Source organism: Pseudomonas sp. WSY_20 (genome assembly GCF_043104335.1).
Lineage (GTDB): Bacteria > Pseudomonadota > Gammaproteobacteria > Pseudomonadales > Pseudomonadaceae > Aquipseudomonas > Aquipseudomonas parafulva_B.
In genome coordinates, this window is sequence record NZ_JBICKP010000018.1 from 211,865 (window position 1) to 236,217 (window position 24,353).

Sequence of the window (24,353 nt, forward strand, 5' to 3'; positions counted from 1 at the left end):
GCTACGGGTACAAGAATGTCGACAGTCGCACGGCGCTGTTGGCGCCGGCTCTCACGTGGCCTGTAACCTGGCCAGGTGCGTCATTGCGCACGGTCAGGTGAACAGTGGCCATTCCTGCTTCGTCGGTCGCCACTTCAATGAGCATCGCCTTGCCTTGAGATTGAGTGCGCAGCGGCTGCGGTTGCACGGTTTCGATGCTGGCTTCCTGAAGCATGCTTCCGCCTAGTTGTACCCAAACCGGCTTGCTCGGCGTTCCCTTCACGCTGATCGATAGCTCGACAGGGCTTGCGCTGCGACCTAGTCGCTTGTAGTGCACCTGTACCTTGCCATCAGCACTGGTCGCCCTGGCATCGATCAACCAAGGGCTGGCAGGCACCATGGCGATCGCCAAGCCCAGTGGTAGTAAAAGTGCAAGCCATTTGAAGCGTCCGGCGCGCCCAAAGCGGTGATGGGCAAAGGCGCCTTCGGGTGCTGGGTAATGCTTGGAAGTCATCGGGTACTCGTTCATCAAGGTGTGATCAGGCCCGTTCGCCGCGTAGCCAACGTTGGTGATAATGCGCCAGTTGCGACAGTCCATAGGCCGCCCCCTGGCGCATCACCTCGTCACGCTCGCCAAAAAAGCGTTGGGTGGCGGTGAAAACGGCAAGCGGCTCTCCGGAGAACGCCCAGGCAAAGCACAGCGTACCGGGCGGGATTTTGCCTTGCGCGGCAGGTCCTGCGACCCCTGTGGTGGCAATGGCAACGGTCGCGTCGCTGTCTTTCAATGCGCCTAATGCCATTTCCCATGCAACCGCTTCGCTGGTCAGGCCATAACGCTCGATAGTCACCGGGCTAACGCCCAGCAAGCGTTGTTTGGCAGCGGGGGAATAGACAACGTAGCCGCTTTCGAGCACCTCGGCGGTACCTGGCAGAGCGGCCAATGCCGCTACCATGGCGCCTGCGGTGCAGGATTCGGCAGTGGTCAAAACTAGGTCATGTTTTTTCAAGTACTCGAAGACGGACTCAATCGCGTCGATGGCCATACCTGTAACTCGCGCAGCATTTTGCAGTGGACGCGAGCGCTACGCTGTTGGTTCACTGCAAGTGCGTCCGCCCGTCCATCGTGCAGCAATCGAGCTGAACTTAGCGGGACTTCCAGGCTTCCTTTTTAAAGAAGGTTGGGAAACCGATCAAAAGGGAGAGCGGTTATGAACGAGCCTGTGACGTACTTCTGGATCGCCGTGGCGGTCCTGATCCTACTGGTGGACCTGTGGGCCATCGTCAGTGTGTTTCGTAGCGACAAGACCGATGCCACAAAGGCGGCCTGGGCCCTGTTGCTCCTGGCTCTGCCTGTGGCGGGTCTGGCGATCTGGGGTATCTGGGGACCGCGTGGCATCAAACGCGGTACTGGACCCTCTTCCCCTGAACATAGCAAAGGCTGAGGTGTCTTCATGAGCACATCGAATGAGCAGGACGCCAAGCGCGTGGAGCAAGCGCGCACCACGGGCGAAAAAGAGCGAGACAACGACGCTCAGCGCCCAGACGGGTCTACGGGCACCGAGCAGGACACTACGGCGCAAAAGACCGCAAGGGATGTGCCTGCGCACAAGCCGTAAACCAATGTTCAGCCAGCTTTGCTACATCGCGCGATGTCTACGGCAGCCAATGCTGTTGACCCGTGCATGGGCACTCACCCTGGCCATGGATAGTTTCTAGGAGCCGTACTGTGCCACGTATTATCACCCCAGCCACCCCAGAGCACGAAATCCAGGAGCATAATGCTCGCATGTTCGGCTCGCCCAAGGAGCGGTTGGACTTCTACCGACAGGAAATCCAGTACGAGACGAGTATCCTTGCTAACCGTACGGATGCTTACCTGGCCGCCCAGTCCTTTTTAGTCATTGCGTATGCCTCAGCCATGGGCAATACCAATCAGAGCTGGGGCGAAATGTTCACGCTGGTGGTGCCGCCCTTTTTGGCGCTGCTTGGTGTACTCAGTTCACTGAACGCCTGGCCAGGTATTCACGCTGCCTACAAGATCATCGAGCATTGGCAACTCAAGCAAAGTCATCTGCTGCGAAGCGAACCCATGATGGGGCTGGCTTACGACGAATCGCCATTATTTAGCGAAACCGAGACTTCCCAGGCCGGCCATCGCAAGTCTTTGCTGTTCTCGCTGCGTACACCCTGGATTTTCCTCGTATGCTGGGTATTGCTCGGGTCATACGCCATATTTATTCAACTGGCGTGAAAACCAGACCTTCCAACTCTTGTGCGTGAGGCTCATCATAGGCGTCTTTTGCGCTTAATAGCGTGCCTGTAGCCGATGCTTGTTTTCAGGAAGTTCGAGGTCGATCGATGAATCAACGTACCGCTGGTGTCGCTGCCAGTGGCCAGGATGATGCCGCGCTAACCGCAGAGCGGTTGCAGCTTGCGCTGGATGCGGGTGCGATCATCGGCACATGGGTGTGGGATATACCCAATGACAGGGTGACGGCCGATGAGCGATTCTCGCATTCGTTTGGCTTGCCGCTGGCCAGATGCCTGACGGGGATGCCTCTGGCGGAAGCATTTGCCTCCATCTATCCCGATGACCGTGAACGCGTCGCGCAAGCCATCCAGGCGGCCATGGCCCTGGGCGGTCCGTTTCGCTGTGAATACCGGGTCCGCCAGGACGATGGCTGCTATCGCTGGGTTGAAGCCAACGGTCGGGTCGAGCTCGATGAGCAGGGCGTTGCGGTGCGCTTTCCTGGCGTGCTGATGAACATCGAGTCGCGTCGCAAGGCGCAGGCCGAACGCGACCGTATGTCCACGTTGCTGCGTACCTTCACTGCCGCGGTCCCCGGCGTTGTATATGCCAAGGACCTGGAAGGGCGCATGCTGGTGGCCAACCATGGCGCCACGCAGCTGATCGGCAAGCCGCCTGAGTTTTACCTGGACAAGACCGACCTTGAGTTCCTAGAGGATAAGGAACAGGCCAGGCAGGTGATGGAAACCGATCAGCGTGTGATGGCCGGCGGGACGGCCGTCCAGGTCGAAGAGCGGGTGGACATGCCAGACGGCTCGGCCACGTATTGGCTATCGGTCAAGGCGCCGCTGCTCAGTGACGAAGGGGAGGCGATCGGCCTGGTTGGCTCTTCGATCGACGTCACCGCCCGCCGGCAGGCAGAAGAGCAACTACTTGAGCTTAACCGGACACTTGAGGCGCGTATCGCCCAGGCGGTAGCTGAACGGGAAGAGGCTGAAGCCGCCTTGCGCCAGGCACAGAAAATGGAAGCAGTAGGGCAGTTGACTGGGGGCATTGCCCATGACTTCAACAACTTGTTGGCGGGCATCTCGGGCAGTCTTGATCTGATCAGGTCTCGCTTGGCACAGGGTCGTCTTGAGGATGTGGAACGTTACATGACCGTGGCCTACGGGGCTACTCGCAAGGCCGCCGCGTTGACGCACCGACTTTTGGCGTTTGCAAGGCGCCAAAAGTCGGTGCCCGTGCAGACCGATGTCCATGCGCTGATTGATGGCATGGCTGAGCTCGTGCGCCGTACGGTAGGCCCCTGCGTGAAGCTGGAGGTCCAGTTGTCCGCTTCGTTGCACACCTGCCTGGTCGATCCCGCCCAGCTCGAGAATGCATTGCTGAACCTCTGCATCAACGCGCGCGATGCCATGGACGGGAATGGCCGGATTTGCATTCAGACCGCAGACCAACGCATCGACGGTGATGCGGACCCGGAGATCGCTTCGGGCGATTACCTGAGCATATGCGTCACGGATGAGGGCATTGGTATGGACGCCGCGACCCTCTCTAGGGCGTTCGAGCCATTCTTCACCACCAAGCCGCTGGGTGCGGGGACAGGCTTGGGCCTCTCGATGGTGTACGGTTTCGCCCGCCAGACCGGCGGGCATGTGCATATCGATTCGGCACCAGGGCAAGGAACTCGGGTGTTTATGCAACTACCCAGTCACGGTGGGCCTGCCCGAGTGGTCAGCGACAGCGTGGCCCCTGTGGTGAGTCATCGGGCGCGGCCGGGTGAAACTGTATTGCTGGTGGACGATGAAGCGTCAGTTCGCCTGTATGTCAATGAAACGCTCAGTGGTATGGGCTACGTCGTCATCGAAGCAGCCGACAGCCTGGCAGGCTTGCAATTGCTGCGCTCGGACACTCGAATCGACCTGTTGATCACCGATGTCGGGCTGCCTGGCGGGCTGGACGGCAGGAAGATGGTGGACGTTGCCAGGGGAACACGGCCGCGGCTACCGGTGTTGTTCATCACGGGATACGCACCGCCCGCGCCTGGGCAGCAGAGCTGGCCTGCCCACGGCGGCATGGTGCTGAGCAAGCCGTTTGATCAACAGACGCTGGTCAAGGCCCTGATCACCCTGATGCACCCTTGAGGTCTGGCCTGGCCCGCTGGGCAGTGGGCCAGGCCCTGACAAGGCTCGGTGCCGCTTAGATCGCTATCTCAGGCGCCAACGTACCCGCTGCCGCCCCAGGTACCAGAATCACCTTGCGGCAATCATCCTTTTTCTGATCGAACATCTTGTAGCCCATTGCCGCTTCCTCAAGCGCCAACCGGTGCGTCACGATCAGTTCAGGTTGCAGCCGGCCAGCCTCGATGTGCTCAAGCAGTTCTGGCAAGAACTTCTGCACATGGGTCTGGCCCATCTTGAACGTCAGGCCCTTGTCGAACGCGTCCCCGAAAAGGAAGCCGTGGATGAACCCGGCATACACCCCAGGGACGCTGACCACCCCGCCGCGCCGCACGGCAGCAATGCATTGACGCAACGCCTTGCCACTGCTGCCTTCGATCTTGAGGGCTGTCATGACGGTTTCGGTGGTGCTGCCCTTGGCCTCGAAGCCCACTGCATCAATGACGGCATCAACGCCGCGCATGCCTGGGGTCAGCCGAATGATGCTGTCGGCAGGGTCATCGTCCTGCTCGAAATTGATTGGCACTACCCCATAGGTGTCACGGGCAAACGTCAGGCGGTAGTCGTTGTCATCGACCAGGAAAATTTTTTGAGCGCCCAGCATGCGGGCGCAGGCCGCACTCAACAGGCCGACGGGGCCCGCACCGTAGATAGCTACTGTCGACCCCTGGCCCACTTGCGCGTTGGTCACCGCCTGCCAGGCGGTGGGCAGAATATCCGACAAGAACAGCACCTTGTCGTCGGACAGCGAGGTCGGCACCTTGAAGGGGCCTACATTGGCCTTGGGTACCCGTACATAGTCCGCCTGGCCACCCGGGATGCCACCATACAAATGGCTGTAGCCGAACAACGCTGCACCGGGTGGAATGACTTTCTTGTTGATGATGGCGCCGCGGCCGGTATTGGTCGTCTCGCAGGCGGCAAACAAGTCGTGCTGGCAGAAGAAGCAGCCGCCGCAGGCGATCACGAACGGAATCACCACGCGGTCGCCAACTTGCACATTGGTCACCGCGCGGCCGACGTCCTCGACGACCCCCATGAACTCGTGGCCAAAAATGTCGCCGTGTTCGGTTTGTGGGATCTTGCCGTGATACAGATGCAGGTCAGACCCGCAGATAGCGGTAGCCGTGACTCTCAGAATGATGTCGTCAGCCTCTTGCAGGATGGGGTCCGGCACCGTGTCGACCCTTACATCCTGTGCACCGTGGTACGTCAATGCTCTCATGGTTCAACTCCTGCGAAGGCGGGTGTGCTATGCAGGTGAAACCACAAGGTAAGCAAAAGTTCAGGTCGAAAGCTTGACCGGTGTATGCCGGACCGTCCTTGTTCAGGCTGCCAGTAACGGCAGGCGTATCGTGAAGGTGGTACCAAGTGCGGCGTCCGAATCGACGGTGATATCGCCACCATGGGCCAGGGTGATCTCGCTCACGATAAATAACCCCAACCCGACAGAGCGTACCGAGTCGGCATGGTCCGTGCCCCGGGTCATGGGCGCAAACAGGGACGTAAGCAAGGTGTCGGGAATGCAAGGGCCATGGTTGTGTACGCTGACCACGGCGCCATGCTCATGAAGGTCAGTGGTAATGGTGACCGGGTGAGCGAGGTCACCATAGGCCACGCTGTTGGCCACCAGATTGCCAATCATCTGCTGCACGCGATCCGGGTCCAGTGCAAGTTGCCCTTTGCCTTTGCAAAGGTGACGAATGCGCGCCTGGGCGAAGGCGACTCTCAATTCGTTTACGCTCTGATCGACCGTTGAACACAGGTCTATCGGTTGGCGGCGGATGGTAATGCCTTGGCCAATTCTGACCGAGGCAAAGTCGAGCAGGTCAGCGATCATGCGCCTGGCGCGTTCCGAGGAATGGCTGATACTGCCCAGCAGGCGTCTTTCCTTGTCCCTGTGCTCGCCGCGTTCGAGCAACTGCGTAGCCATCTTGATCGCGGTTAGCGGGTTTTTCAGGTCATGGCTGGCGATGGCGACCATCTGCTCGGCAAAGGCTGCACGTCGTTGGGCGCTCTGGTAGGCGTCGGCCAGTTCAGCCTTGGCCTGCTGCAATGCAGCTTCGGCCTCAGTGGTCTGCGCCAGCAATTGCTCTGCTCGGCGCCGGGCGGTAAGCAATTCACGCTCGTAGCGATCACGCTCGATGGTGCCGAACAGTGCCAGTTCGTGGAACACGCCGTGGGCATATTGACGGCGCACGCCATTGAGCAACATGGTGATGACGTGACCTGCGCGGTGCCGGACCTCGAGCTTCACCTCGGCCACCGAACCCTGCATTCTCATCAGTGGCGCCCAATGGGTCTGATGGAAGATGCGTCCGCCCATGGTCAACAGCTCCTGAAACCTGCACTGCGCCAGGTCCTCGGGCGCGTAGCCCAACCATTTGCAGAAGGTCTGGTTGACCTTCACGATCATTCCGGTCTCAGTGGTGACTACCAGACCGCAGGGTGCCCCTTCGAACAACACGTCGACAGGCGGTGTCTCGCCTGCCCCCGTCATGGCCCCGGTGCCCAGGGTTGCAGGAAAGCATCCATGGCCTGGGAACAGGCTGTAGGGGCACTCATGTGCGGGCAATGGCCGATGTTGTCGATCAGGCACAGCGTGCTGTTGGGTAGCACTGCATTGAGGTACTGGCCCACGGAAACCGGGGCGATAAGATCGTCGATGGATTGGAGAATCAGTACAGGTGTAGGCAAGCCTTGCACATCCAGCCGGTTGTCAGACAGGAACGTGACACGTGCGAACTGCCGCGCGATGTCTGGATTGGTGCGGCAGAAGCTGTTGGTCAGCTCCTCGCTCAGCATGGGCTGGCCGGGCGCCCCCATGATCACCGGCGCCATGGTGCTCGACCAGCCCAGGTAATTGCTGTCCAGGGTTTCAAGCAGTTCGTGGATATCCTGATGCGTGAAACCGCCAATGTAATCACCATCGTCGATATAGCACGGGGAAGGACCCACCATCACATGGGCCGCAATGCGACCCGGTTGCTGCCTGTCCGCCAGTGCGCCAATCATGGCGCTGACCGAGTGGCCGACCAGAATCACGGTGCCTTGGCCATATTCGGTGATTATCTCGTTCAGATCCGTCGCATAACCTGCCAAGGAGTCATAGCGAACGCGATCATAGGCAGTCAGGTCCGACTGCCCGGCGCCGACCAGATCGTAGGTCACGGTGCGAAAGCGCGCTTGAAAATGCGGTAAAAGGTACTTCCACATCGATTGATCGCAGCCAAAACCGTGGGAGAAGATCAACGTGACAGGGCCTGCGCCCGCAATGCGCACGTTGTTACGCTTAGATAAGGTCATGGCTTTCCAAGAGGCTGTGCAGCATCCGTGGCAGGGTGGGTAGGGCATGCTTGGCCATCGTCGGCAGTTCACGCTACCGCTTAACAGCAAGCGTAGGCTCTAGATGACGAATCGACATTGGCCATTGAACAATAGTTTCGTAAGCAGCCCCTGTTGGTGGAGCAATTTGCCGCTTGGCGTTGTCAAGAAGTGACCAGTTGCACCATTGCCCAACCAGGAGAGTCACGTGACGGACAAGAAGGCCCGCGTCAGCAATCAGGCGACCGGAGACATATCCAACCTGCCGCACGACATGTTTTTTGCTGCCGTGCAAACGACGCGCATGCCCATGATCGTGACCGATCCCGGCCGCGACGACAATCCTATCATCTTTGCCAACCGCGCGTTTCTGGAAATGACCGGCTATGACGCCGGTGAAATCATGGGGCGAAATTGCCGCTTCCTGCAGGGCCCGGAAACCGAGCGGACAGTGGTCGACGCCATCCGTGAGGCGATCGAGAAGCGCGTGGACATCGCCACTGAAGTGCTCAATTACCGCAAGGACGGCTCCAGTTTCTGGAATGCGCTGTTCATCTCGCCGATTTTCAACGAGCGTGGCGACCTGATCTACTTCTTCGCCTCGCAGCTGGACGTCAGCCGTCGTCGCGATGCCGAGGATGCGCTGCGTCAGGCGCAGAAGATGGAAGCCCTGGGTCAGTTGACGGGCGGCATTGCCCACGACTTCAACAACCTGCTGCAAGTGATGGGCGGTTACATGGGGCTGGTGGCCAGCGAGACCGACAAGGCGCAGCCTGACCTGAGTCGCATTCGCCGAAGCGTCGGGCACGCGCAAACGGCGGTCGATCGTGCCAGCACCCTCACCAAGCAGTTGCTGGCCTTTGCTCGCAAGCAGAAATTGCACGGCCGGGTGCTCAACCTCAATCATCTGCTCGATGACGTGGTCCCTATCATCGAGCGCACCTTCGGTGCCGAGGTGACGGTCGAATACGACTTGGAAGAGCACTTGCGCAACTGTCGCATCGACCCGACCCAGGCCGAAGTGGCGCTGTTGAACATCTTCATGAACGCCCGGGACGCCCTGATCGGCCGCAAACGACCCCATGTATTCATCGAAACGCGGAACGTGCATGTAAGCGACATCAATCTGTCCTTCGATGGCCTGTTGCCAGGCAGTTACGTGAGCATCTCCATTACCGACAATGGCATCGGCATGCCTGCCAGCATTCGAGACCGTGTCATGGACCCTTTCTTCACCACTAAGGAGGAGGGAAAGGGTTCAGGGCTAGGGCTGTCCATGGTGTACGGGTTCGCGCGTCAGTCCGGTGGTGCTGCCCGGATCTACACCGAAGAGGGCGAAGGCACCACGCTGCGCTTGTATTTCCCGGTGGACGAAGCCAGCCCGATTCAGGAAAAGCCCGTGAAGCTGGTTGAACGCAGTTCCGGCACCGAGAGGATTCTCATTGTCGAAGACCGCCCTGATGTCGCCGAGCTGGCCAAAATGGTGCTGGAAAACTATGGCTATGACGCCGACATGGTGCTCAACGCACGCGAAGCGCTAAAACTCATCGAAGCAGGTGAGCGCTATGACTTGTTGTTCACCGACCTGATCATGCCCGGGGGCATGAATGGGGTGATGCTGGCGCGCGAGGTGCGTCGTTTGCAGCCGCAGATCAAGGTGCTGCTCACGACCGGCTACGCGGAAAACTCGATTGAACGCACCGACATCGGCGGCTCTGAATTCGATGTGATTTCCAAGCCCTGCCAGCCCCATGATCTGGCACGCCGTGTGCGGCAGGTACTCGATGGGCATACGGGTATTGTGTGAGGTCGGCTCGCTAGAGCCCCGATCAAAGTGAACCATTGGTTGCTCCCTGGGCTCGATTGAAAAAGCGAGCACAGGGAAACTGGCATGACGGCATTCATTGAGCAGCCTACCAATGACCTGATGCACCTGGAGGCAATCAACCGTTGGTTCTCGACCTTCGATGATCACGCGTTACGCAACGCCTGCCCCAGTGCCTACCGCGAGGAATTGCTAAGCCAAGCAGACGAGATGAGACGTCTCCAACTGATCGCTTGGCAGCAGTGGCGGGATCTTCGACAACTGGTTGACAGGTCATTGCAGCGAGCATCAAAAGGCTTCGGTCATTCAACAAATGGATGATTCGGTTCGCATGCAACATTCGCCCACTGCTTAAACAAGTATTTTTCGCACATGCCCTGCTAGAACATTCAGTCGCTCAAGCGCTTTGACCTGATAATTTTGTCAGTCGTGTAATTCAAGGCAACTTGCTAACGTCTAGCTCTGAGTTCTGAATGCAAGGGTTGGGCGCAAAATGCGAATCTACTGTAGTGTCGGGGCATGTTTGCTTTGCGCGTTCAGCGCAGGCGCGCAGGCGGATTTTAACTTTGTTCACCCTGGAATACTGACGTCCGAGGTGCAGTTGCGGTATGTGCGTGACCACAAGCATCTCGAGCCTTGGGCGACATCCATGCACGCTGCTTTGGCGTCACCGTTGGCTGACAGAAATTATCGGGCTAGGCCTTGGAGCATTGTTCACTGCGGTGCGTATTCTGTACCGGATTACGGGTGCTCGGACGAAATCCGGGATGCTCAGGCTGCCTACTTGCAAGCGCTGTTGTGGCGTTATACAGGGGACCCTGCATATGCCGAAAATGTACGGGAAATCTTCAAAGCCTGGACTGAAACGTTAGAGCAGCATACGGGCAATAACAGGCGCCTGCAAGCCTCATGGGCCGCTCAATTGTTTACCCGTGCAGCGGAGATCGTCAAGTATAGCTATGGGGGCTGGCCGCAGGTTGAAAAGGATGCTGTGACGAGAATGTTTAGGGAGCAATACCGACCGTATGCCAGCCAGATGTTTCTGCCTAGTACCGGTAATGACTTCAAAAACAACAGTAACTGGCAGGCCAGTGCTGTAGAAGCCTTGGTTAATATAGCAATCTTCACTAAGGATGAGCAGGGCTTCCATGAAGCACTCAGCAAGTGGAAATCATTGCTGGGCAGTTATATCTATCTGCCGTGGGACGGAGCGCGACCCTTGGACGCAGTGTGGTTTGGACGCTCTTATAACGAAGTCATGCAGAAATGGGGTAACCCCACCCGACTCATTAGCGGCATGCCGATGGAATTTTGTAGAGACTTGCCTCACTCAGGCTATGGTGTCGCAGCACTGATCAATGTTGCGGAGACGGCACGCATTCAAGGGGTTGATCTCTACCAAGAATACGCTACACGGTTGACACAAGGGATGGAAACATTATCCCGCTATAGCCTGGACCTTTACGAGCAGAACAGTGATTATCCACAGATATGCGGTAAACGCGTTGACGGATGGCCTCGGGGCACCCTCTTCATCGGGTACAATCAATACGCCATGCGCCTCGGAATGTCGCTACCCTATACGCTTGAATTTATCGAAAAGCATCCGACGTTTGCTGGCCATGTACATTATCAGTGGGAGCGGTTGACCCATTACGGCGTGCCCTAGTGGGGTGTTTCAAACGTGTCGCTGAAAAGCGTTCGCCTAGCGCCCGCGTTGATGTGCAGAGCAATGGACAGCAAAGTGATTCCATGCCGTTTGGAGTTTTGTGTTCTAGTTGCAGGGTTGTGTAGGACGGGGTGAGCCTGCTGTATGGTGTTCAGGGCTTGAAGCCGGCTCTTCTCATATACGCAACGCATCAACGCACTAGGCGCGTGGGGCGGGGGTAATTTCAGCCTAACGATGGGTGAGGCTTGTCGACAAACAGCGTATCAGTGAAGAGCTAGAAGACCTTTCCAGGTGGGCTTGATTCCAAACGCTTGCCAGTTAAACATGGCGCAGGCTGGAAGAATCGCGTGTCACGACTCATCCGCCGTGTACACCAGTGGCTGCAGTTGCCGGGTTTACTTTGCAGCATTTGACTGCTGCAAAAGCCTTGGAACTTAATCATGCCGCTGGCTGCGCCCGCAGCGACGTTGAACGCGCAAGCTGATCACTGATCACGCCAATGAAATGATCCAGGGTCCAGGGTTTGGGCAGGAACACGGCGCCAGAGGGTAGGGCGTGGCTTGAAGGGTCGTGATAACCACTCATGACCACGATGCGAGTGTCAGGCTGCGACTGGCCGACCTGATAGGCCAACTCCAGGCCGTTGACCGCGCCAGGGGTGCGGACATCGGTCAGGAGCATCGAAAATGCAGAGCGCGAGGTAATTTCCAGACCTTCTTGTGCTGTTTCCACGCTGGTTACCGCTACGCCCAGATCCTCAAGGGCGATGGCGATCAGCTCACGGATGATAGGTTCGTCCTCAACCAGCAGAACGGTTGGACAGCTGGGGAATTCGCACGTTTTCATGGCAATACTCTGGCTCTGCGCACGCTGAATAAAGGGAACATCCGATGTAGGCTTGCAGCCAGAGGTGCAAGCGATAGCTGTGCGCTACCGTTATGACCTCGGGCTGTAGCAAAAAATTCCGTCTCTGAGCAGTTGCCTTTTCACCAGCGCAGAAATAGGGGTCAGGCGCCGGGTTCCTGGGCTACCCGTTTCAGCAATGCCTTGGCAGTTGCCTCTGACGATGCCGGGTTCTGCCCTGTGATCAAATGCCCATCCTCGACCACATGGCTTGCCCAGTCCTCGGCCTTGGCGTAGTTCGCCCCATGGTCACGTAGCATATCTTCCACCAGAAACGGAACGACGTCGGTCAGGCCCACAGCTTGCTCTTCACTGTTAGTAAAGCCCGTGACCTTTTTGCCCTTTACGACAGGGTGACCGTCAGGCGCTTTGACGTTCTTCAGAACACCTGGGGCGTGGCATACCGCTGCGATGGGCTTGTTGGAGGCATAAAAGGCTTGCAACAGCACGATCGAGTCCTGGTTCTCGGCCAGATCCCACAGGGGGCCGTGGCCGCCTGGATAGAACACGGCGTCGAAATCATAGGGGTCGATTTCGCCAAGGGGTACGGTATCGGCCAGGGCAGCCTGGCCCTCGGTGTCTTTGGCGAAGCGTCGGGTGGCCTCGGTCTGGGCATCGTCTTCGTCACTTTTCGGGTCCAGCGGCGGCTGTCCGCCTTTTGGCGAGGCGAGCGTGACGTCGGCTCCGGCATCCACGAATGCGTAATAAGGTGCCGCGAACTCTTCCAGCCAGAAGCCGGTTTTCTTGCCGGTGTCACCCAGTTGATCGTGGGACGTCAACACCATCAGGATCTTCTTCATGCAGGTCTGTCCTCCAGCTCGGGATGTGCGGGCTGCTGCCCTGATAAAGGGTGTGAGTGCGGCAAACGGTCAGCGTTCCATGGAGGTGAGCGTCAGGCTTGCCGATGCTACGGTTCAACAGGGCGTAGGACATGGCCTGGCGTGGGTAAGGGCTCGCTGCCATGCGGCGGTCACAAAGCTGTAACACAGCTGATGCAAAGTGTGCCGGCCATCACACGGAGCGCTTTCAATGATACGCCTGATGAAGTCTGCTGCACTCGCCGTCGCGGTCTCCCTTTGCGCCACATCGGCTTCGATCGCCGCAGAAAACATTCGCCTGACCGGTTCCGGGGCCAGCTTCCCCGCACCTATCTACCTGACCTGGTTCAAGGACTTCAGCAAGAAATCCGAGGGTGTGACCGTCGACTACCAGTCCAAGGGCAGCGGCGCCGGGGTGCAGGATTTCCTGAACAGGACCGTTGACTTTGCTGCCAGCGACTCGGCCATGAGCGAGGCCGACATGGCCAAGGTGAGCGAGGGCGTGCAACTGCTGCCCATGACCGCCGGCGAGATCGTGCTGGCCTACAACCTGCCAGGCAACCCCAAAGGGCTCAAGCTGCCGCGCGAGGTGTACTCCAACATCTTCCTTGGCAAGATCACGCGCTGGAACGACCCCCAGATCGCAGCCGCCAACCCCGAGCTCAAGCTGCCCGACACCCCCATCACCGTCGTGGTGCGTGCCGACTCCAGCGGCACGACAGCGGTGTTCACCAAGCACCTGTCGGCCATCAATGCCGACTTCAAGCAAGAACTGGGTGAGGGCAATACCGTCAACTGGCCGGCTACTGACAAGTTCATCAAGTCACCGAAAAACGATGGCGTGACCGCCACCGTACGCCAGACCCCAGGCGCCATCGGCTACATCGAGTACGGTTTTGCCAAGCTGGCCAAGGTGGACTTCGCCCAATTGCAGAACAAGGCTGGGCAGTACGTGGTGCCCAATGCCGAAAGCGGCGCCGAGGCCCTGGCCGCCGTGAACATGCCGGAAAACCTGGTGGCCTGGCTGCCTGATCCGGACGGCGCCAAGTCCTACCCCATCACCTCCTACACCTGGATGATCTTCCGCAAGGACAATGGCAACCCCGCCAAGGCCAAGGCCATGCGCGAGATGGTCGAGTACAGCCTCACCGAAGGGCAGAAAATCGCCGACTCGATGGGCTACATCCCGCTGCCCCCCTCGGTGGTCGAGCAAGTGCGCAAAGCCTCCGCCAACATCAAGTGATACCGGCGTCCCCGGCGTGCGCCTGACACGCCGGGGGTGTCAGCACCCTGTCCCGGAACCTGCCAATGAACACACCTTTCGACCTACCGGATAACCCCGACTCCGCCTGCCGGCCGCCGTCTGCCAAGGACGTGCTGGTGGACCGCACCTTCCGTGCGCTGGCCCGCATTGGGGTTGTGCTGGTACTGGCACTGGTCTTCGCACTGGTTTACGAAGTGGGGCGCAAGGCCTTGCCGGGCATCGAGGAGCATGGCTTCGATGTGTTGTTGGGCAGCGTCTGGGACGTCAACCAAGGCAAGTACGGCATTCTTCCGGCCATCTGGGGGACGCTGTACAGCGCATTCATCGCCTTGCTGATCGCCGGTTTCTTCGGCGTCAGCATGGCCATTTTTCTTACCCAGGATTTCCTGCCGGCCAGGCTCGCGGCCGTCTTTCGCACCATTGTCGAGCTGCTGGCCGCTATCCCGAGCGTGGTGTACGGGCTGTGGGGCATCTATGTGGTGATTCCAGCCATACGGCCACTGACCACATGGCTCAACAGCGAGCTGGGCTGGATCCCGTTCTTTGGCACGTCCCTGAGCGGGCCGGGGTTGCTGCCGGCAGCCTTGGTGCTGGCGATCATGATTCTGCCGACCATCGCCGCTGTCTCCCAGGACGCGCTGACCAGTGTGCCGATGAAAACCAAGCAAGCCGCCTACGGCATGGGCACGACGCACTGGGAGGCGATTCTCAAGGTCATGGTGCCCTCGGCCGCGACCGGCATCTTTGGCTCGCTGGTGCTGGGCCTGGGCCGCGCCCTAGGGGAGACCATGGCCCTGGCGATGCTGGTGGGCAACGCCAACACCATCTCCCTGTCACTGTTCGCGCCGGCCAATACCCTGGCAGCGCTGCTGGCATTGAACTTCCCCGAAGCCGGGCCGAATGAGGTGCAAGTGCTGATGTACGCCGCCCTGGTGCTGATGTTCATCACCCTGCTGGTGAACGTATTGGGCTCGATGATCATGCTCTACGCGCAACGAGGTAACCGCTGATGACCGATCTCTCCACCCCAGTGGCCGCGCTGCCAAGCCTGCAGCGCAAGCTCGAAGGACGGGCGCTGCGCAGCGTACTGCTGACCACATTGGCCTGGCTCGCCGCGCTGGTGGCCAGCGTGCCCCTGATTTCGGTGTTGTACATGCTCATCACCCGTGGTGGCGCACGGCTGAATCTGGAAGTGTTCACCGAGCTGCCGCCAACCGGCTTCGAAATGGGGGGCGGCTTCGGCAATGCCATGGCCGGTACCCTGGTCATGGTCGGCATTGCAGCGGCCATCGCTGTGCCGGTGGGCATCCTGGCCGCCGTGTTCCTGGCCGAGCTTGGGCCTGACAGCAAGCTGGCCAACGCCGCACGTTTCGCCGCCAGGATGCTGACCGGCTTGCCGTCCATCCTGGCCGGCGTGTTCGCCTATGCCCTGGTGGTGATGACCACCGGAACCTACTCGGCGCCGGCAGGCGGCGTGGCGTTGGCCGTCCTGATGCTGCCAATCGTGGTCCTGACCGCCGAGGAAGCCATGAAGATGGTGCCCAAGATCATGAAGGACGCCGCCTACGGCATGGGTTGTACCCGGGCCCAGGTGATCTGGAAGATCGTGTTGCCCACCGGCCTGCCAGCCATCCTGACCGGCGTCATGCTGGCCGTGGCCCGGGCGGCCGGCGAAACCGCGCCGCTGCTGTTCACCGCGTTGTTCAGCAATTACTGGATCTACCACGATGGCAGCCTGGCGGTGATGAACCCGACCGCTTCGCTGGCGGTGCTGATCTACAACTTCTCCGGCATGCCGTTCGACAACCAGTTGGAGCTCGCCTGGGCGGCATCGCTGGTTCTGGTAATGATCGTGCTGGTTATCAACATTCTGAGCCGAGTATTCGGCAAGCCCAAGTACTGATAGGGAGCATTCGACGTGAACGTATCCACCGCCCAAAGAGCCGCTCCCCTGGCCAGCGAAACCCCCATCGTCATGGATTGCAAGCTGGACAAGATCTTCTACGGCAACTTCATGGCCGTGCGCGACAGCCACGTGCCGATCCGCAAGAACGAGATCACTGGCTTCATCGGCCCGTCCGGTTGTGGCAAAAGCACCGTGCTGCGCAGCCTCAACCGCATGAACGACCTGGTCAAGGGCTTTCGCTTCGAAGGCCATGTGCACTTTCTGGGGCAGGACGTCTACGGCAAAGGGGTCGATCCAGTCGTAGTGCGTCGCTACATCGGCATGGTGTTCCAGCAGCCCAACCCGTTCTCGATGAGCATTTTCGACAACGTGGCCTTCGGTCTGCGCCTGAACCGCTACAAAGGCGACATCGGCGACCGGGTCAAGCATGCCCTGCAAGGCGCTGCGTTATGGGATGAAGTGAAGGACAAGCTCAAGGTCAGTGGCCTGTCCCTGTCCGGTGGCCAGCAGCAGCGCTTGTGCATTGCCCGGGCCATCGCCACCGAGCCCGAAGTGTTGTTGCTCGATGAACCCTGTTCGGCCCTGGACCCGATCGCGACCCGGCGGGTGGAGGAGCTGATGGTGGAGTTGAAAAAGGATTACACCATTGCGCTGGTGACCCACAACATGCAGCAGGCCATTCGCGTGGCCGACACCACGGCGTTCTTTTCGGTCGACATTTCCCAAGGCACCCGCACGGGCTATCTGGTAGAGATGGGTCCCACTACCCAGATCTTCCAAGACCCTCGTGAACAGCTGACCGCCGACTACATCAGTGGCAAGTTCAGCTGACCCTCGCTTGAGAACGCCCGCGCGCCAGTGCCAGGACGGCCCAGGCCCGCGGCTACCTTTACTCGAATACCGTACTCAGGGACATCCGATGCCAGCGACACCCCGCCTGGATCTCAATGCCGTCGAGCACGCCCTGCGCCAAGTGCAGGCGCATTTTGCCGAGCTCAGCCGCCACTTCACCGAGCCTCGCGACCCGTTCACGGACGAGGTGCTGTGCAACGTGCTGGAGGGCTACGCGCTGGTCGATCACTATGTGGCGCGCGGCATCGACCTGTTTCACCTGCAGCAGGTGAACCTGATGCTGGAAATCAATGCCACCGTGCTCTGTGGCAGCGACGCCGCCCGTCGCGAGGAGTTCGCCGCGCACCTGGCCGCTACCGAAGCCCATTTTTTCAACAACGTCGAAGGCGGCATCAAGGACTTGTACAACTGGTACTGCGGTTATGGCAGCGATTCGGTATGGAAGCGGGCTGCCGGTGTATACGTGCGCATCCTCAGCAAGCCGCAGCTGTTCATCGAAGGTAATAACCGTACCGGCTCGCTGATCGTCAGCTATCTGCTGATGCGCGCAGGCTTGCCGCCATTCGTGTTGTCGCTCGAGAACGCCGAAGGCTACTTCAATCCTTCGTCAGTCATCCGCAACTCGGCCAAGCATGGCGTCAAGGCGCTGTACGAGCTGCCCAAGATCAAGAAAAAGTACGCCGCGTTCCTGGAAGCCCATGCACCGGCGCCCGACACGTTTTTCCTGCCAACCCCCCTGCGCGAGAGGAGCCTTCGATGAGTCGCGGATCAGCCTGGCAGCGCTGCCGAGCGGTGCTCGACAGCGCTACACGTCAAGCCCAAGTGCGCATCTCGTTCGATATCGACGATACCTTGGCCTGCCTGCCCGAACACGCCGAAGCCGAGCCGAATCGGCTGCCGAGCTTCATCCACCGCTGGCTGGGCGAGCCCCTGCGCAGCGGTACCCGCGAACTGATCAGCGACCTGCGCCGCCAGGGTTGCAGCGTGTGGATCTACACATCGTCCGGCCGCACGCCGGCCTATATCCGCCGCTGGTTGCTGCTGTACGGCATCCGTGTCGATGGCGTGGTCAACAGCGACCGCCACCAGCATATGCTGGGCCAGCGGGGGCTGGTCAATTCCCCGTCCAAGCTGCCTTCGGCCTTCGACATCGACCTGCATGTGGACGACTCCGACGGTGTACGGCTCGAGGGGCTCGAACATGGTTTTCGCGTGGTAGTGGTGTGCCCCCAGGACGACCAATGGACGCAGAAGGTCAAGCAAGCGGCTACCGATGTTCAGGCCATGCTGGCTTGGCAGCAACCTCATCGCTTTAGCACAGCACGTGCGCAGCGCGGATCGATGCTCGCTTCCTGACCCGCCAGAGGCCAGGCAGGCCACAGCTGGTAGGCGTTCCCATTCATACGCTTGGCTACCTGCCTGCCGGTCTTCGGTGTCCATCATTGATGCGTAAGCCCTAGGTCGCACGACCCGGCACAGCCCGTAGTGGTCCCAAACCACCGGGCCTTGCACGCCCTTCGCAAGCAGGCTCAAGACTGCGCCAAAGCACCGTTTCTGAGCGCTACCCACCTTTCGATAATCGCCTCCGACACTCTGTCCCCGTTTGGAGCGCGCCATGCACAACAACAAAAACAAGTCTCTGCCGACTCAGTACCTGGCAGTTGCCATCGCCAGCCTCGCGGCTGTCAGCCTGAGCCCCTTGGCGCAGGCCGAGATCATGCTGTACGACCAGAATCAGACCACCTTTTCCACCGACGGCTATATCAACGCGTTCTACGTCAACAGCAAGGTCGACCGCGAAGGTGAACAATTCGACCGCCGTCAGTCCCGGGTGAAAATGGGTTTCCTGCCCAACTACCTGGGTTTCAACATGGGCAAGCAGGTCAACGACCTGAAGCTCGGTGCCCGTGCCTCGTTCTGGGTCACCATCAACGACAGCGAAAGCAACGGTACCGACACGGCCATCGATGTCCGGCAGTTCTACGGCACCGTAGCCAACCCCGAATGGGGCGAGGTGCTCATCGGCAAGGACTTCGGGCTGTTCGCCCGTTCGAATATCCTGCTGGACGAGTTGCTCGCCGGTTACGGCCAGGTCAGTGACACGTTGGGTCTTGTCGATGGCGGTGGGGTGTCGTTTGGCAACATCGGTAGCGGCTATCCATACCCGTTCCCGACCTCGCAGATCACCTACCGTACCCCGGTCATGGAGGGCCTGCGGATCGCCGTGGGGATCATGGACCCGGTCGACACCAACGACAGCAGCCCCACGGGCAAGGCTTACCAGAAGAACCCCCGCACCGAGTCCGAGATCACCTACCAGTTCGACCTGGCAGGCGCGCAGATCTACAGCTGGCTAAACGGCAGCTACCAGACCTCCGACAACACCGACGACTCGGTGCGGTCAGTCACTTCCAAAGGCCTTGGCTACGGCGTACAAGCCAAGCTGGGCGGGCTGTCCCTGACTGGGTCCGGTTTCCAGGCCAAGGGCATCAACCCGTTCTTCACCAACAATGCGGGCGAGCCGGTGTTGCGCAACGTGGACAGCGAAGGCTACCTGCTGCAAGCCTCTTACAAGGTCGGCAAGAACCGGGTTGCGCTTTCCTACGGCAAGACCAAGGACGACGGCAACGGCGCGGTAGGCAGCGGTGCCGATTATCAAACCCGCGGGGTGGCGCTGTTTCATGACATCAACGACAACCTCAAGCTGGTGGCCGAGTACAACCAGTTTTCCATTGAGGGCCATGACACCCGCGCGCAGAACGAAGACACCGATACCTTCGCCGTGGGTGCGGTGCTGACCTGGTAGCGATCTGGCGCAGGCCCGGTGTTCAACGGGCTTGCGCGGTATTCGAAACCCTCAGGGTCAGGCTCCTGTGCCGACTACGCCCAACGAAGCGTGCACCCGCGACCCAAGTAGCATTCGAACCCCAGCCCACGCTTCGTACACTCAGCGCTCAGCCAGCCCTTGCCGGAGATCCCGATGCAGCAAGCACATAACGAGGGCGTGGTCAGCGCCATGTCCCAGGCCAGCGATGCACGCGTGGCGGCACAGGAGCTTGCGCGGCAACTGCTGCATCCGCATTTGGGCTTCGTGCTGTTCTTCTGCACCGCCGAGTACGACCTGCAGGCCCTGGGCCAGGCCCTTGAACAAAGCTTTGGCGGCATACCGTTGGTAGGGTGTACCAGTGCAGGGGAGATCACACCGCTGGGCTATGGGCGCAGTTGCGTGACGGCCGTGGGCTTTGATCACCGGCACTTTTCCATCGCCACCGAACTGATCGACGAGATGGACCGTTTCAGCCTGATCGACGCCCAGCAGATGGTCGAACGACTGGTCGGCAGCTGTCGTGGGAATGCCCTGGCCCAAATCAAGGGGCACAGCTTTGCATTGACCTTGCTCGATGGCTTGTCCAGCCGTGAAGAAACGGTGCTGGCGGCCCTGAGCGCAGCGTTGGGCGATATCCCGCATTTTGGTGGCTCGGCCGGGGACGACAACTACCTGACCCAGACCCACGTCTTCTACGGCGGGGCGTTTCACCACGGTGCTGCCGTGGTGGTGCTGGTCAATACCTGGCTGGACTTCGAAGTGTTCACCACCCACCACCTTGAGCCACGGCAGGAAAAACTGGTGGTCACCGGCGCCGACAGCGCCCAGCGGCGGGTCTATGAGCTCAATGCCGAGCCTGCCGCCGAAGAATATGCACGCCATATCGGGGTGCCGGTCAGCGCCCTGGACCACAGGCTGTTTGCCGCCCACCCGCTCGCGGTGCGCATGCACGATCGGTACTACGTGCGGGCCATCCAGCAGGTACATGCGGATCTGAGCCTGAGCTTTTACTGTGCGGTAGAGAACGGCATCGTGCTCACGCCCATGACGCCCGGCCCGTTGCTGCCGAACCTGCAGGATCTGTTCGAGGGCCTGCAGCAGCGCCTGGGTCCGCTGTTGCTCACCATCGGTTGCGACTGCTTTCTGCGCCGCCTGGAGCTTGAGACCCAGCAAAGTCTTGAAGCGGTGGGCGATTTTCTGCGTGAGCAGCGGGTGATGGGCTTCAACACCTATGGAGAACAGTTCAATGGCATGCATATCAACCAGACCTTCACCGGGGTTGCCATTGCCCGCAACCGAACCCGCCCCGGCCGATGAGGTGCAGGCCGAACTGGCGCAGCTTCGCTACGAAAACCGCAAGCTGCAGCGGATCAACGCCGCGCTGATCGAGCGCATCGAGTCGGGCGTGACGCGCGGCAGCGACCCCTATGCGGCGTTCCAGCATTCGGTGGTGTTGGCCGAGCAGGTGCGCGAACGTACAGACGCGTTGAATCAGGCCATGGCCGAGCTCAAGGCGGGCAACCAGCTGCTCAGCGAGGCGCGTCTGCGCGCCGAAACCGCGCACCAGCACCTGATCGATGCCATCGAAAGCATTTCCGATGCATTCATCCTGTTCGACCGAAACCTGCGCATGGTGCTGTGCAACAGCCGCTTCAAGGCCTTCTGGGAAAACCGCCGCGTGCGCATCATTCCCGGCATGCGCCTGGCCGAAGTGCGCAGGCTGATGACCAGCAGCGGATTGTTCAGCGAGGAGCCGCGCAGCCCGACCGACGAACACCTGTTGTACCGACAGCACAACGGCCGCTGGCTGCAGGTCAATGAGCGGCCCACCTGCGAGGGTGGCCGGGTGATCCTGTTCACCGACATCACCGAGGTCAAACTCAGCGAAACCCTGCGCCGGGAACAGGCTGTGGCGCAGAAATCGCACCTGTTGCAGCGGGCGGTGGACAATTTGTCCCAGGGCGTGGCCATGGTCAACGCGGACGGTGTGCTGGAGTTGTGGAACCGCCGGTTCCTGGAGCTGAGCGGGCTGGCTCCGGTTGCCGCCCACCGTCCCTTCGCCGACGTGATCGCCGACAGCGAGCTGCGCTTGCTCACCCCCGAAAGCCGCGACGACAGCGGGCGTGTCGTGCACGAGTGCGAGCAACGCCTGTTCGACGGGCGCATGCTGGAGATCCGCACGCATCCACTGCCCACTGGCGGATTCGTCAACACCTTTACCGACATCACCGAACGCTACCTGCATGCCGAGGCCCTGAGCGAAAGCGAGCGCTGGATTCGCTTGATCACGGACCATGTGCCGGCGCTGATCGCTTACCTCAACGCCGACCTGGTGTATGAGTTCACCAACAAGGTCTATGAGCAGTGGTACTGCTGGCCCAGTGGGCTGATGCTGGGCCAGAGCCTGCGCCAGGCCCATAGCGAACAGCACTACCAGCGCCTGGAAGCCTACGTGGCGCAGGCGCTGGCAGGGGAGAGCGTTACGTTCGAATTCCCGGAAACCAACATCAGCGGACAGGAGCGCCACATGCTGCGCTCCTATGTGCCAAACCGGCTGGCCTCTGGCGAGGTGGTGGGTATCTTCGTGTTGATCCGTGACATCACCGAACGGCGCAACACCGCCCAGGCGTTGCACCAGGCTTATCAGCACCTGGAGCTGCGGGTCAGGGAACGTACGGCCGAGTTGACCAGCCTCAACGAACAATTGCTGAGGGAAATCGAGGAGCGGCGACGTGCCGAGGCGCGCTTGCGCGAGGCCAAGCATGAGGCTGACCAGGCCAACCTGTCCAAGACCAAGTTCCTCGCCGCGGTCAGCCATGACCTGCTGCAGCCCCTGAACGCGGCGCGCTTGTTCACCAGCGCCTTGCTCGAGCGCCGTGATCCGCAGGCCAGTGCACAGCTGGTGCGTAACGTCAGCAACTCCCTGGAAGACGTAGAGAACCTGCTGGGAACGCTGGTGGACATCTCAAAGCTCGATGCCGGTGTCATCACGGCCGACGTGGCACCCTTCGCCCTGGCGGAGCTGATGGACAACCTGGCAGCAGAATATGCCCAGGTTGCCCGCAGCGAAGGGCTGGCCCTGCACTTCATAGGCTGCTCGGTCGTGGTGCGCAGCGATATCCAACTGCTGGCGCGCATTCTGCGCAACCTGCTCAGCAACGCCATTCGCTACACCCCAAGCGGACGCGTGGTGCTGGGCTGTCGCCGCCAGCCGGGTCGCGTGCGCATCGAGGTGTGGGACACCGGTATCGGCATCGCCGAGGAGCACCTGGAGGAAATGTTCCAGGAATTCAAGCGTGGCGCCGTGCAGCGGCCGGATCAGGACCGCGGCCTGGGCCTGGGGCTTGCCATCGTCGAGAAGATTGCGGGCATCCTCGGCCACCGTATTGCCGTGCGCTCCCGGCCCGGCAAGGGGTCGGTATTCAGTGTGGAAGTGCCATTGAGCACCACCGCCCCGATTGCCAGGGCCCAGCATGCCGTGTGCGAGTCGATGCTCGAGTGCCTGCGCGGGGCCCGGGTGTGGGTGCTGGACAATGACGCTGCCATCTGTGCCGGCATGCGCACGTTGCTAGAAGGCTGGGGCTGTTGCGTGATCACGGCACTGTCGGAGCAGGACCTGGCCCGTCAGGTGGACAACTACCACGCCGATGCCGACCTGCTGATTGCCGACTATCACCTCGACGACGATTGCAATGGGGTCGATGCCGTTGCACGCATCAACGCCCGCCGCGCCAAGGCGCTGCCAGCGCTGATGATCACCGCCAACTACAGCAACGAACTCAAGCAGCAGATCCGCGAGCGAGGCCATACGCTGATGCACAAGCCCGTACGACCCATGAAGCTCAAGACTGCCATGAGCCACTTGCTGGCCACCCGGGTCCCCAAGGGATCAGCGTCGTAGGTAGTCAGCGAAGTCGATGTCGCCGGCACTGAGGATGGCCTGCACCCGGTTGTGCACGTTCAGCTTGCGCAGGATGGCCGAGACGTGGGCCTTGACCGTGGTTTCGGCGATGTCCAAGGCATAGGCGATCTGTTTGTTCGATTCGCCCTTGGTCATGCGCTCGAGCACCAGCAACTGCTTGCGGGTCAGGGCCTGGAGCATTTCCGGCGGAAAACTTGGGGCATCGCTCAAGCGGCGGCTACTTCTTTTCTGCGCGCGGATGATATCCGGCGGCAGGTACACATTGCCGTTGAGGATCTGCTCGATCGCTTCGATCATCTGCGCGCGCGGCGAGGACTTGGTGATGAAGCCCACCGCGCCATAAGTGATGGCTTGCAGCACGATCTGCTTTTCCTGCTCGGCCGAGACGATCACCACCGGGGTGGTGGGCGCTTCGTTGCGCAAGGTGATGAGCCCATTGAGGCCATGCATGCCCGGCATGTTCAGGTCGAGCAGAATCAGGTCCAGGTCGTCATGGTCCTTGGTCAGCGTCAGCGCGCTGTCAAGGTCAGCGGTTTCCATGATTTCACTGCCCTGGAACCCGTCGCTGATGACGTTGTGGATCGCTTCGCGAAACAGCGGGTGATCGTCGGCGATCAAGATTTTGTACATGGCCTA

At 60.3% G+C, this 24,353-nt stretch carries 24 protein-coding genes; 16 read left to right on the forward strand and 8 right to left on the reverse strand.

Features of this window, described 5'->3' with window-relative positions; translation table 11 throughout:
* Position 1: 1 nt before the first annotated feature.
* Together ACF8E5_RS05370 and ACF8E5_RS05375 are read right to left on the reverse strand one after the other, a co-directional pair.
* Positions 2–493 carry a hypothetical protein gene (locus ACF8E5_RS05370; RefSeq protein WP_197844655.1) on the reverse strand — a complete coding sequence of 164 codons (492 nt, stop codon included), beginning with the start codon at positions 491–493 and terminating at the stop codon, positions 2–4.
* Between the two features lie 25 nt (positions 494–518).
* Positions 519–1,022 carry a CinA family protein gene (locus ACF8E5_RS05375; protein WP_392474990.1) on the reverse strand — a complete coding sequence of 168 codons (504 nt, stop codon included), beginning with the start codon at positions 1,020–1,022 and terminating at the stop codon, positions 519–521.
* A gap of 165 nt (positions 1,023–1,187) precedes the next feature.
* Between ACF8E5_RS05375 and ACF8E5_RS05380 the strand changes: the two genes are divergently transcribed.
* The 4 genes from ACF8E5_RS05380 to ACF8E5_RS05395 all read left to right on the forward strand — a co-directional run bounded on the left by ACF8E5_RS05380 (position 1,188) and on the right by ACF8E5_RS05395 (position 4,371).
* Positions 1,188–1,421: a PLDc N-terminal domain-containing protein gene (locus ACF8E5_RS05380; RefSeq protein WP_028687006.1), complete on the forward strand. Its 234-nt coding sequence runs from the start codon at positions 1,188–1,190 to the stop codon at positions 1,419–1,421.
* A 9-nt stretch (positions 1,422–1,430) separates the two neighbouring features.
* On the forward strand, positions 1,431–1,595 hold the full coding sequence (locus ACF8E5_RS05385) for a hypothetical protein (protein ID WP_167340246.1): 165 nt from the start codon (positions 1,431–1,433) through the stop codon (positions 1,593–1,595).
* Positions 1,596–1,705: 110 nt separating this feature from the next.
* Positions 1,706–2,230, forward strand: coding sequence for a hypothetical protein (locus tag ACF8E5_RS05390; protein ID WP_023536033.1), 525 nt, complete (start codon positions 1,706–1,708; stop codon positions 2,228–2,230).
* A 107-nt stretch (positions 2,231–2,337) separates the two neighbouring features.
* Positions 2,338–4,371 (forward strand): PAS domain-containing protein, encoded by a 2,034-nt coding sequence (locus ACF8E5_RS05395; RefSeq protein ID WP_392474991.1) that lies wholly within the window; start codon positions 2,338–2,340, stop codon positions 4,369–4,371.
* Between the two features lie 55 nt (positions 4,372–4,426).
* Here ACF8E5_RS05395 and ACF8E5_RS05400 read toward each other — a convergent pair whose 3' ends face one another.
* The 3 genes from ACF8E5_RS05400 to ACF8E5_RS05410 form a co-directional block, all read right to left on the reverse strand.
* Positions 4,427–5,632 carry a zinc-dependent alcohol dehydrogenase gene (locus ACF8E5_RS05400; protein ID WP_196186188.1) on the reverse strand — a complete coding sequence of 402 codons (1,206 nt, stop codon included), beginning with the start codon at positions 5,630–5,632 and terminating at the stop codon, positions 4,427–4,429.
* Positions 5,633–5,734: 102 nt separating this feature from the next.
* Complete coding sequence (locus ACF8E5_RS05405) at positions 5,735–6,907, reverse strand: PAS domain-containing sensor histidine kinase (RefSeq protein WP_326383918.1); 1,173 nt, start codon at positions 6,905–6,907, stop codon at positions 5,735–5,737.
* On the reverse strand, positions 6,904–7,713 hold the full coding sequence (locus tag ACF8E5_RS05410; RefSeq protein ID WP_100851320.1) for an alpha/beta fold hydrolase: 810 nt from the start codon (positions 7,711–7,713) through the stop codon (positions 6,904–6,906). Before ACF8E5_RS05410 ends, ACF8E5_RS05405 begins: the two co-directional genes overlap by 4 nt.
* A 226-nt stretch (positions 7,714–7,939) precedes the next feature.
* Between ACF8E5_RS05410 and ACF8E5_RS05415 the strand changes: the two genes are divergently transcribed.
* The 3 genes from ACF8E5_RS05415 (at position 7,940) to ACF8E5_RS05425 (ending at position 11,225) form a co-directional block, all read left to right on the forward strand.
* Positions 7,940–9,538 carry a histidine kinase famiy protein gene (locus ACF8E5_RS05415; protein ID WP_392474992.1) on the forward strand — a complete coding sequence of 533 codons (1,599 nt, stop codon included), beginning with the start codon at positions 7,940–7,942 and terminating at the stop codon, positions 9,536–9,538.
* Positions 9,539–9,622: 84 nt separating this feature from the next.
* The gene (locus ACF8E5_RS05420) at positions 9,623–9,877 is read left to right on the forward strand and encodes a hypothetical protein (protein WP_058637266.1); all 255 of its coding nucleotides are present in this window, start codon (positions 9,623–9,625) and stop codon (positions 9,875–9,877) included.
* A gap of 328 nt (positions 9,878–10,205) precedes the next feature.
* The gene (locus ACF8E5_RS05425) at positions 10,206–11,225 is read left to right on the forward strand and encodes an alginate lyase family protein (RefSeq protein ID WP_256675164.1); all 1,020 of its coding nucleotides are present in this window, start codon (positions 10,206–10,208) and stop codon (positions 11,223–11,225) included.
* A gap of 438 nt (positions 11,226–11,663) precedes the next feature.
* Here ACF8E5_RS05425 and ACF8E5_RS05430 read toward each other — a convergent pair whose 3' ends face one another.
* On the reverse strand, positions 11,664–12,071 hold the full coding sequence (locus ACF8E5_RS05430; RefSeq protein ID WP_058637264.1) for a response regulator: 408 nt from the start codon (positions 12,069–12,071) through the stop codon (positions 11,664–11,666).
* A 161-nt stretch (positions 12,072–12,232) separates the two neighbouring features.
* On the reverse strand, positions 12,233–12,928 hold the full coding sequence (locus tag ACF8E5_RS05435; RefSeq protein ID WP_058637263.1) for a type 1 glutamine amidotransferase domain-containing protein: 696 nt from the start codon (positions 12,926–12,928) through the stop codon (positions 12,233–12,235).
* A gap of 229 nt (positions 12,929–13,157) precedes the next feature.
* Between ACF8E5_RS05435 and pstS the strand changes: the two genes are divergently transcribed.
* The 9 genes from pstS (at position 13,158) to nahK (ending at position 23,696) form a co-directional block, all read left to right on the forward strand.
* Positions 13,158–14,189, forward strand: coding sequence for a phosphate ABC transporter substrate-binding protein PstS (gene pstS / locus ACF8E5_RS05440; protein ID WP_058637261.1), 1,032 nt, complete (start codon positions 13,158–13,160; stop codon positions 14,187–14,189).
* Between the two features lie 65 nt (positions 14,190–14,254).
* Positions 14,255–15,220, forward strand: coding sequence for a phosphate ABC transporter permease subunit PstC (gene pstC, locus ACF8E5_RS05445; RefSeq protein ID WP_197844651.1), 966 nt, complete (start codon positions 14,255–14,257; stop codon positions 15,218–15,220).
* Positions 15,220–16,113 (forward strand): phosphate ABC transporter permease PstA, encoded by an 894-nt coding sequence (pstA, locus tag ACF8E5_RS05450; protein ID WP_058605232.1) that lies wholly within the window; start codon positions 15,220–15,222, stop codon positions 16,111–16,113. Before pstC ends, pstA begins: the two co-directional genes overlap by 1 nt.
* A gap of 72 nt (positions 16,114–16,185) precedes the next feature.
* Complete coding sequence (gene pstB / locus ACF8E5_RS05455; protein WP_042139286.1) at positions 16,186–16,947, forward strand: phosphate ABC transporter ATP-binding protein PstB; 762 nt, start codon at positions 16,186–16,188, stop codon at positions 16,945–16,947.
* An 88-nt stretch (positions 16,948–17,035) separates the two neighbouring features.
* Entirely contained in the window at positions 17,036–17,728 is a 693-nt protein-coding gene (locus ACF8E5_RS05460) for a hypothetical protein (protein ID WP_058637260.1), read from the forward strand.
* Complete coding sequence (locus ACF8E5_RS05465) at positions 17,725–18,324, forward strand: hypothetical protein (RefSeq protein ID WP_058637259.1); 600 nt, start codon at positions 17,725–17,727, stop codon at positions 18,322–18,324. Before ACF8E5_RS05460 ends, ACF8E5_RS05465 begins: the two co-directional genes overlap by 4 nt.
* A 259-nt stretch (positions 18,325–18,583) precedes the next feature.
* Positions 18,584–19,774 (forward strand): porin, encoded by a 1,191-nt coding sequence (locus ACF8E5_RS05470; protein ID WP_078478724.1) that lies wholly within the window; start codon positions 18,584–18,586, stop codon positions 19,772–19,774.
* 174 nt (positions 19,775–19,948) lie between these two features.
* Positions 19,949–21,112, forward strand: coding sequence for a nitric oxide-sensing protein NosP (gene nosP / locus ACF8E5_RS05475; protein WP_197844650.1), 1,164 nt, complete (start codon positions 19,949–19,951; stop codon positions 21,110–21,112).
* Positions 21,042–23,696 (forward strand): hybrid sensor histidine kinase/response regulator NahK/ErcS', encoded by a 2,655-nt coding sequence (gene nahK, locus ACF8E5_RS05480; RefSeq protein WP_392474993.1) that lies wholly within the window; start codon positions 21,042–21,044, stop codon positions 23,694–23,696. The genes nosP and nahK overlap by 71 nt, the downstream gene beginning before the upstream one ends.
* Here the strand turns inward: nahK and ACF8E5_RS05485 are convergent.
* Positions 23,685–24,347, reverse strand: a complete 663-nt coding sequence (locus ACF8E5_RS05485; RefSeq protein WP_392474994.1) for a response regulator — start codon at positions 24,345–24,347, stop codon at positions 23,685–23,687. The two genes, nahK and ACF8E5_RS05485, sit on opposite strands and share 12 nt — an antisense overlap.
* Positions 24,348–24,353 lie beyond the last annotated feature (6 nt).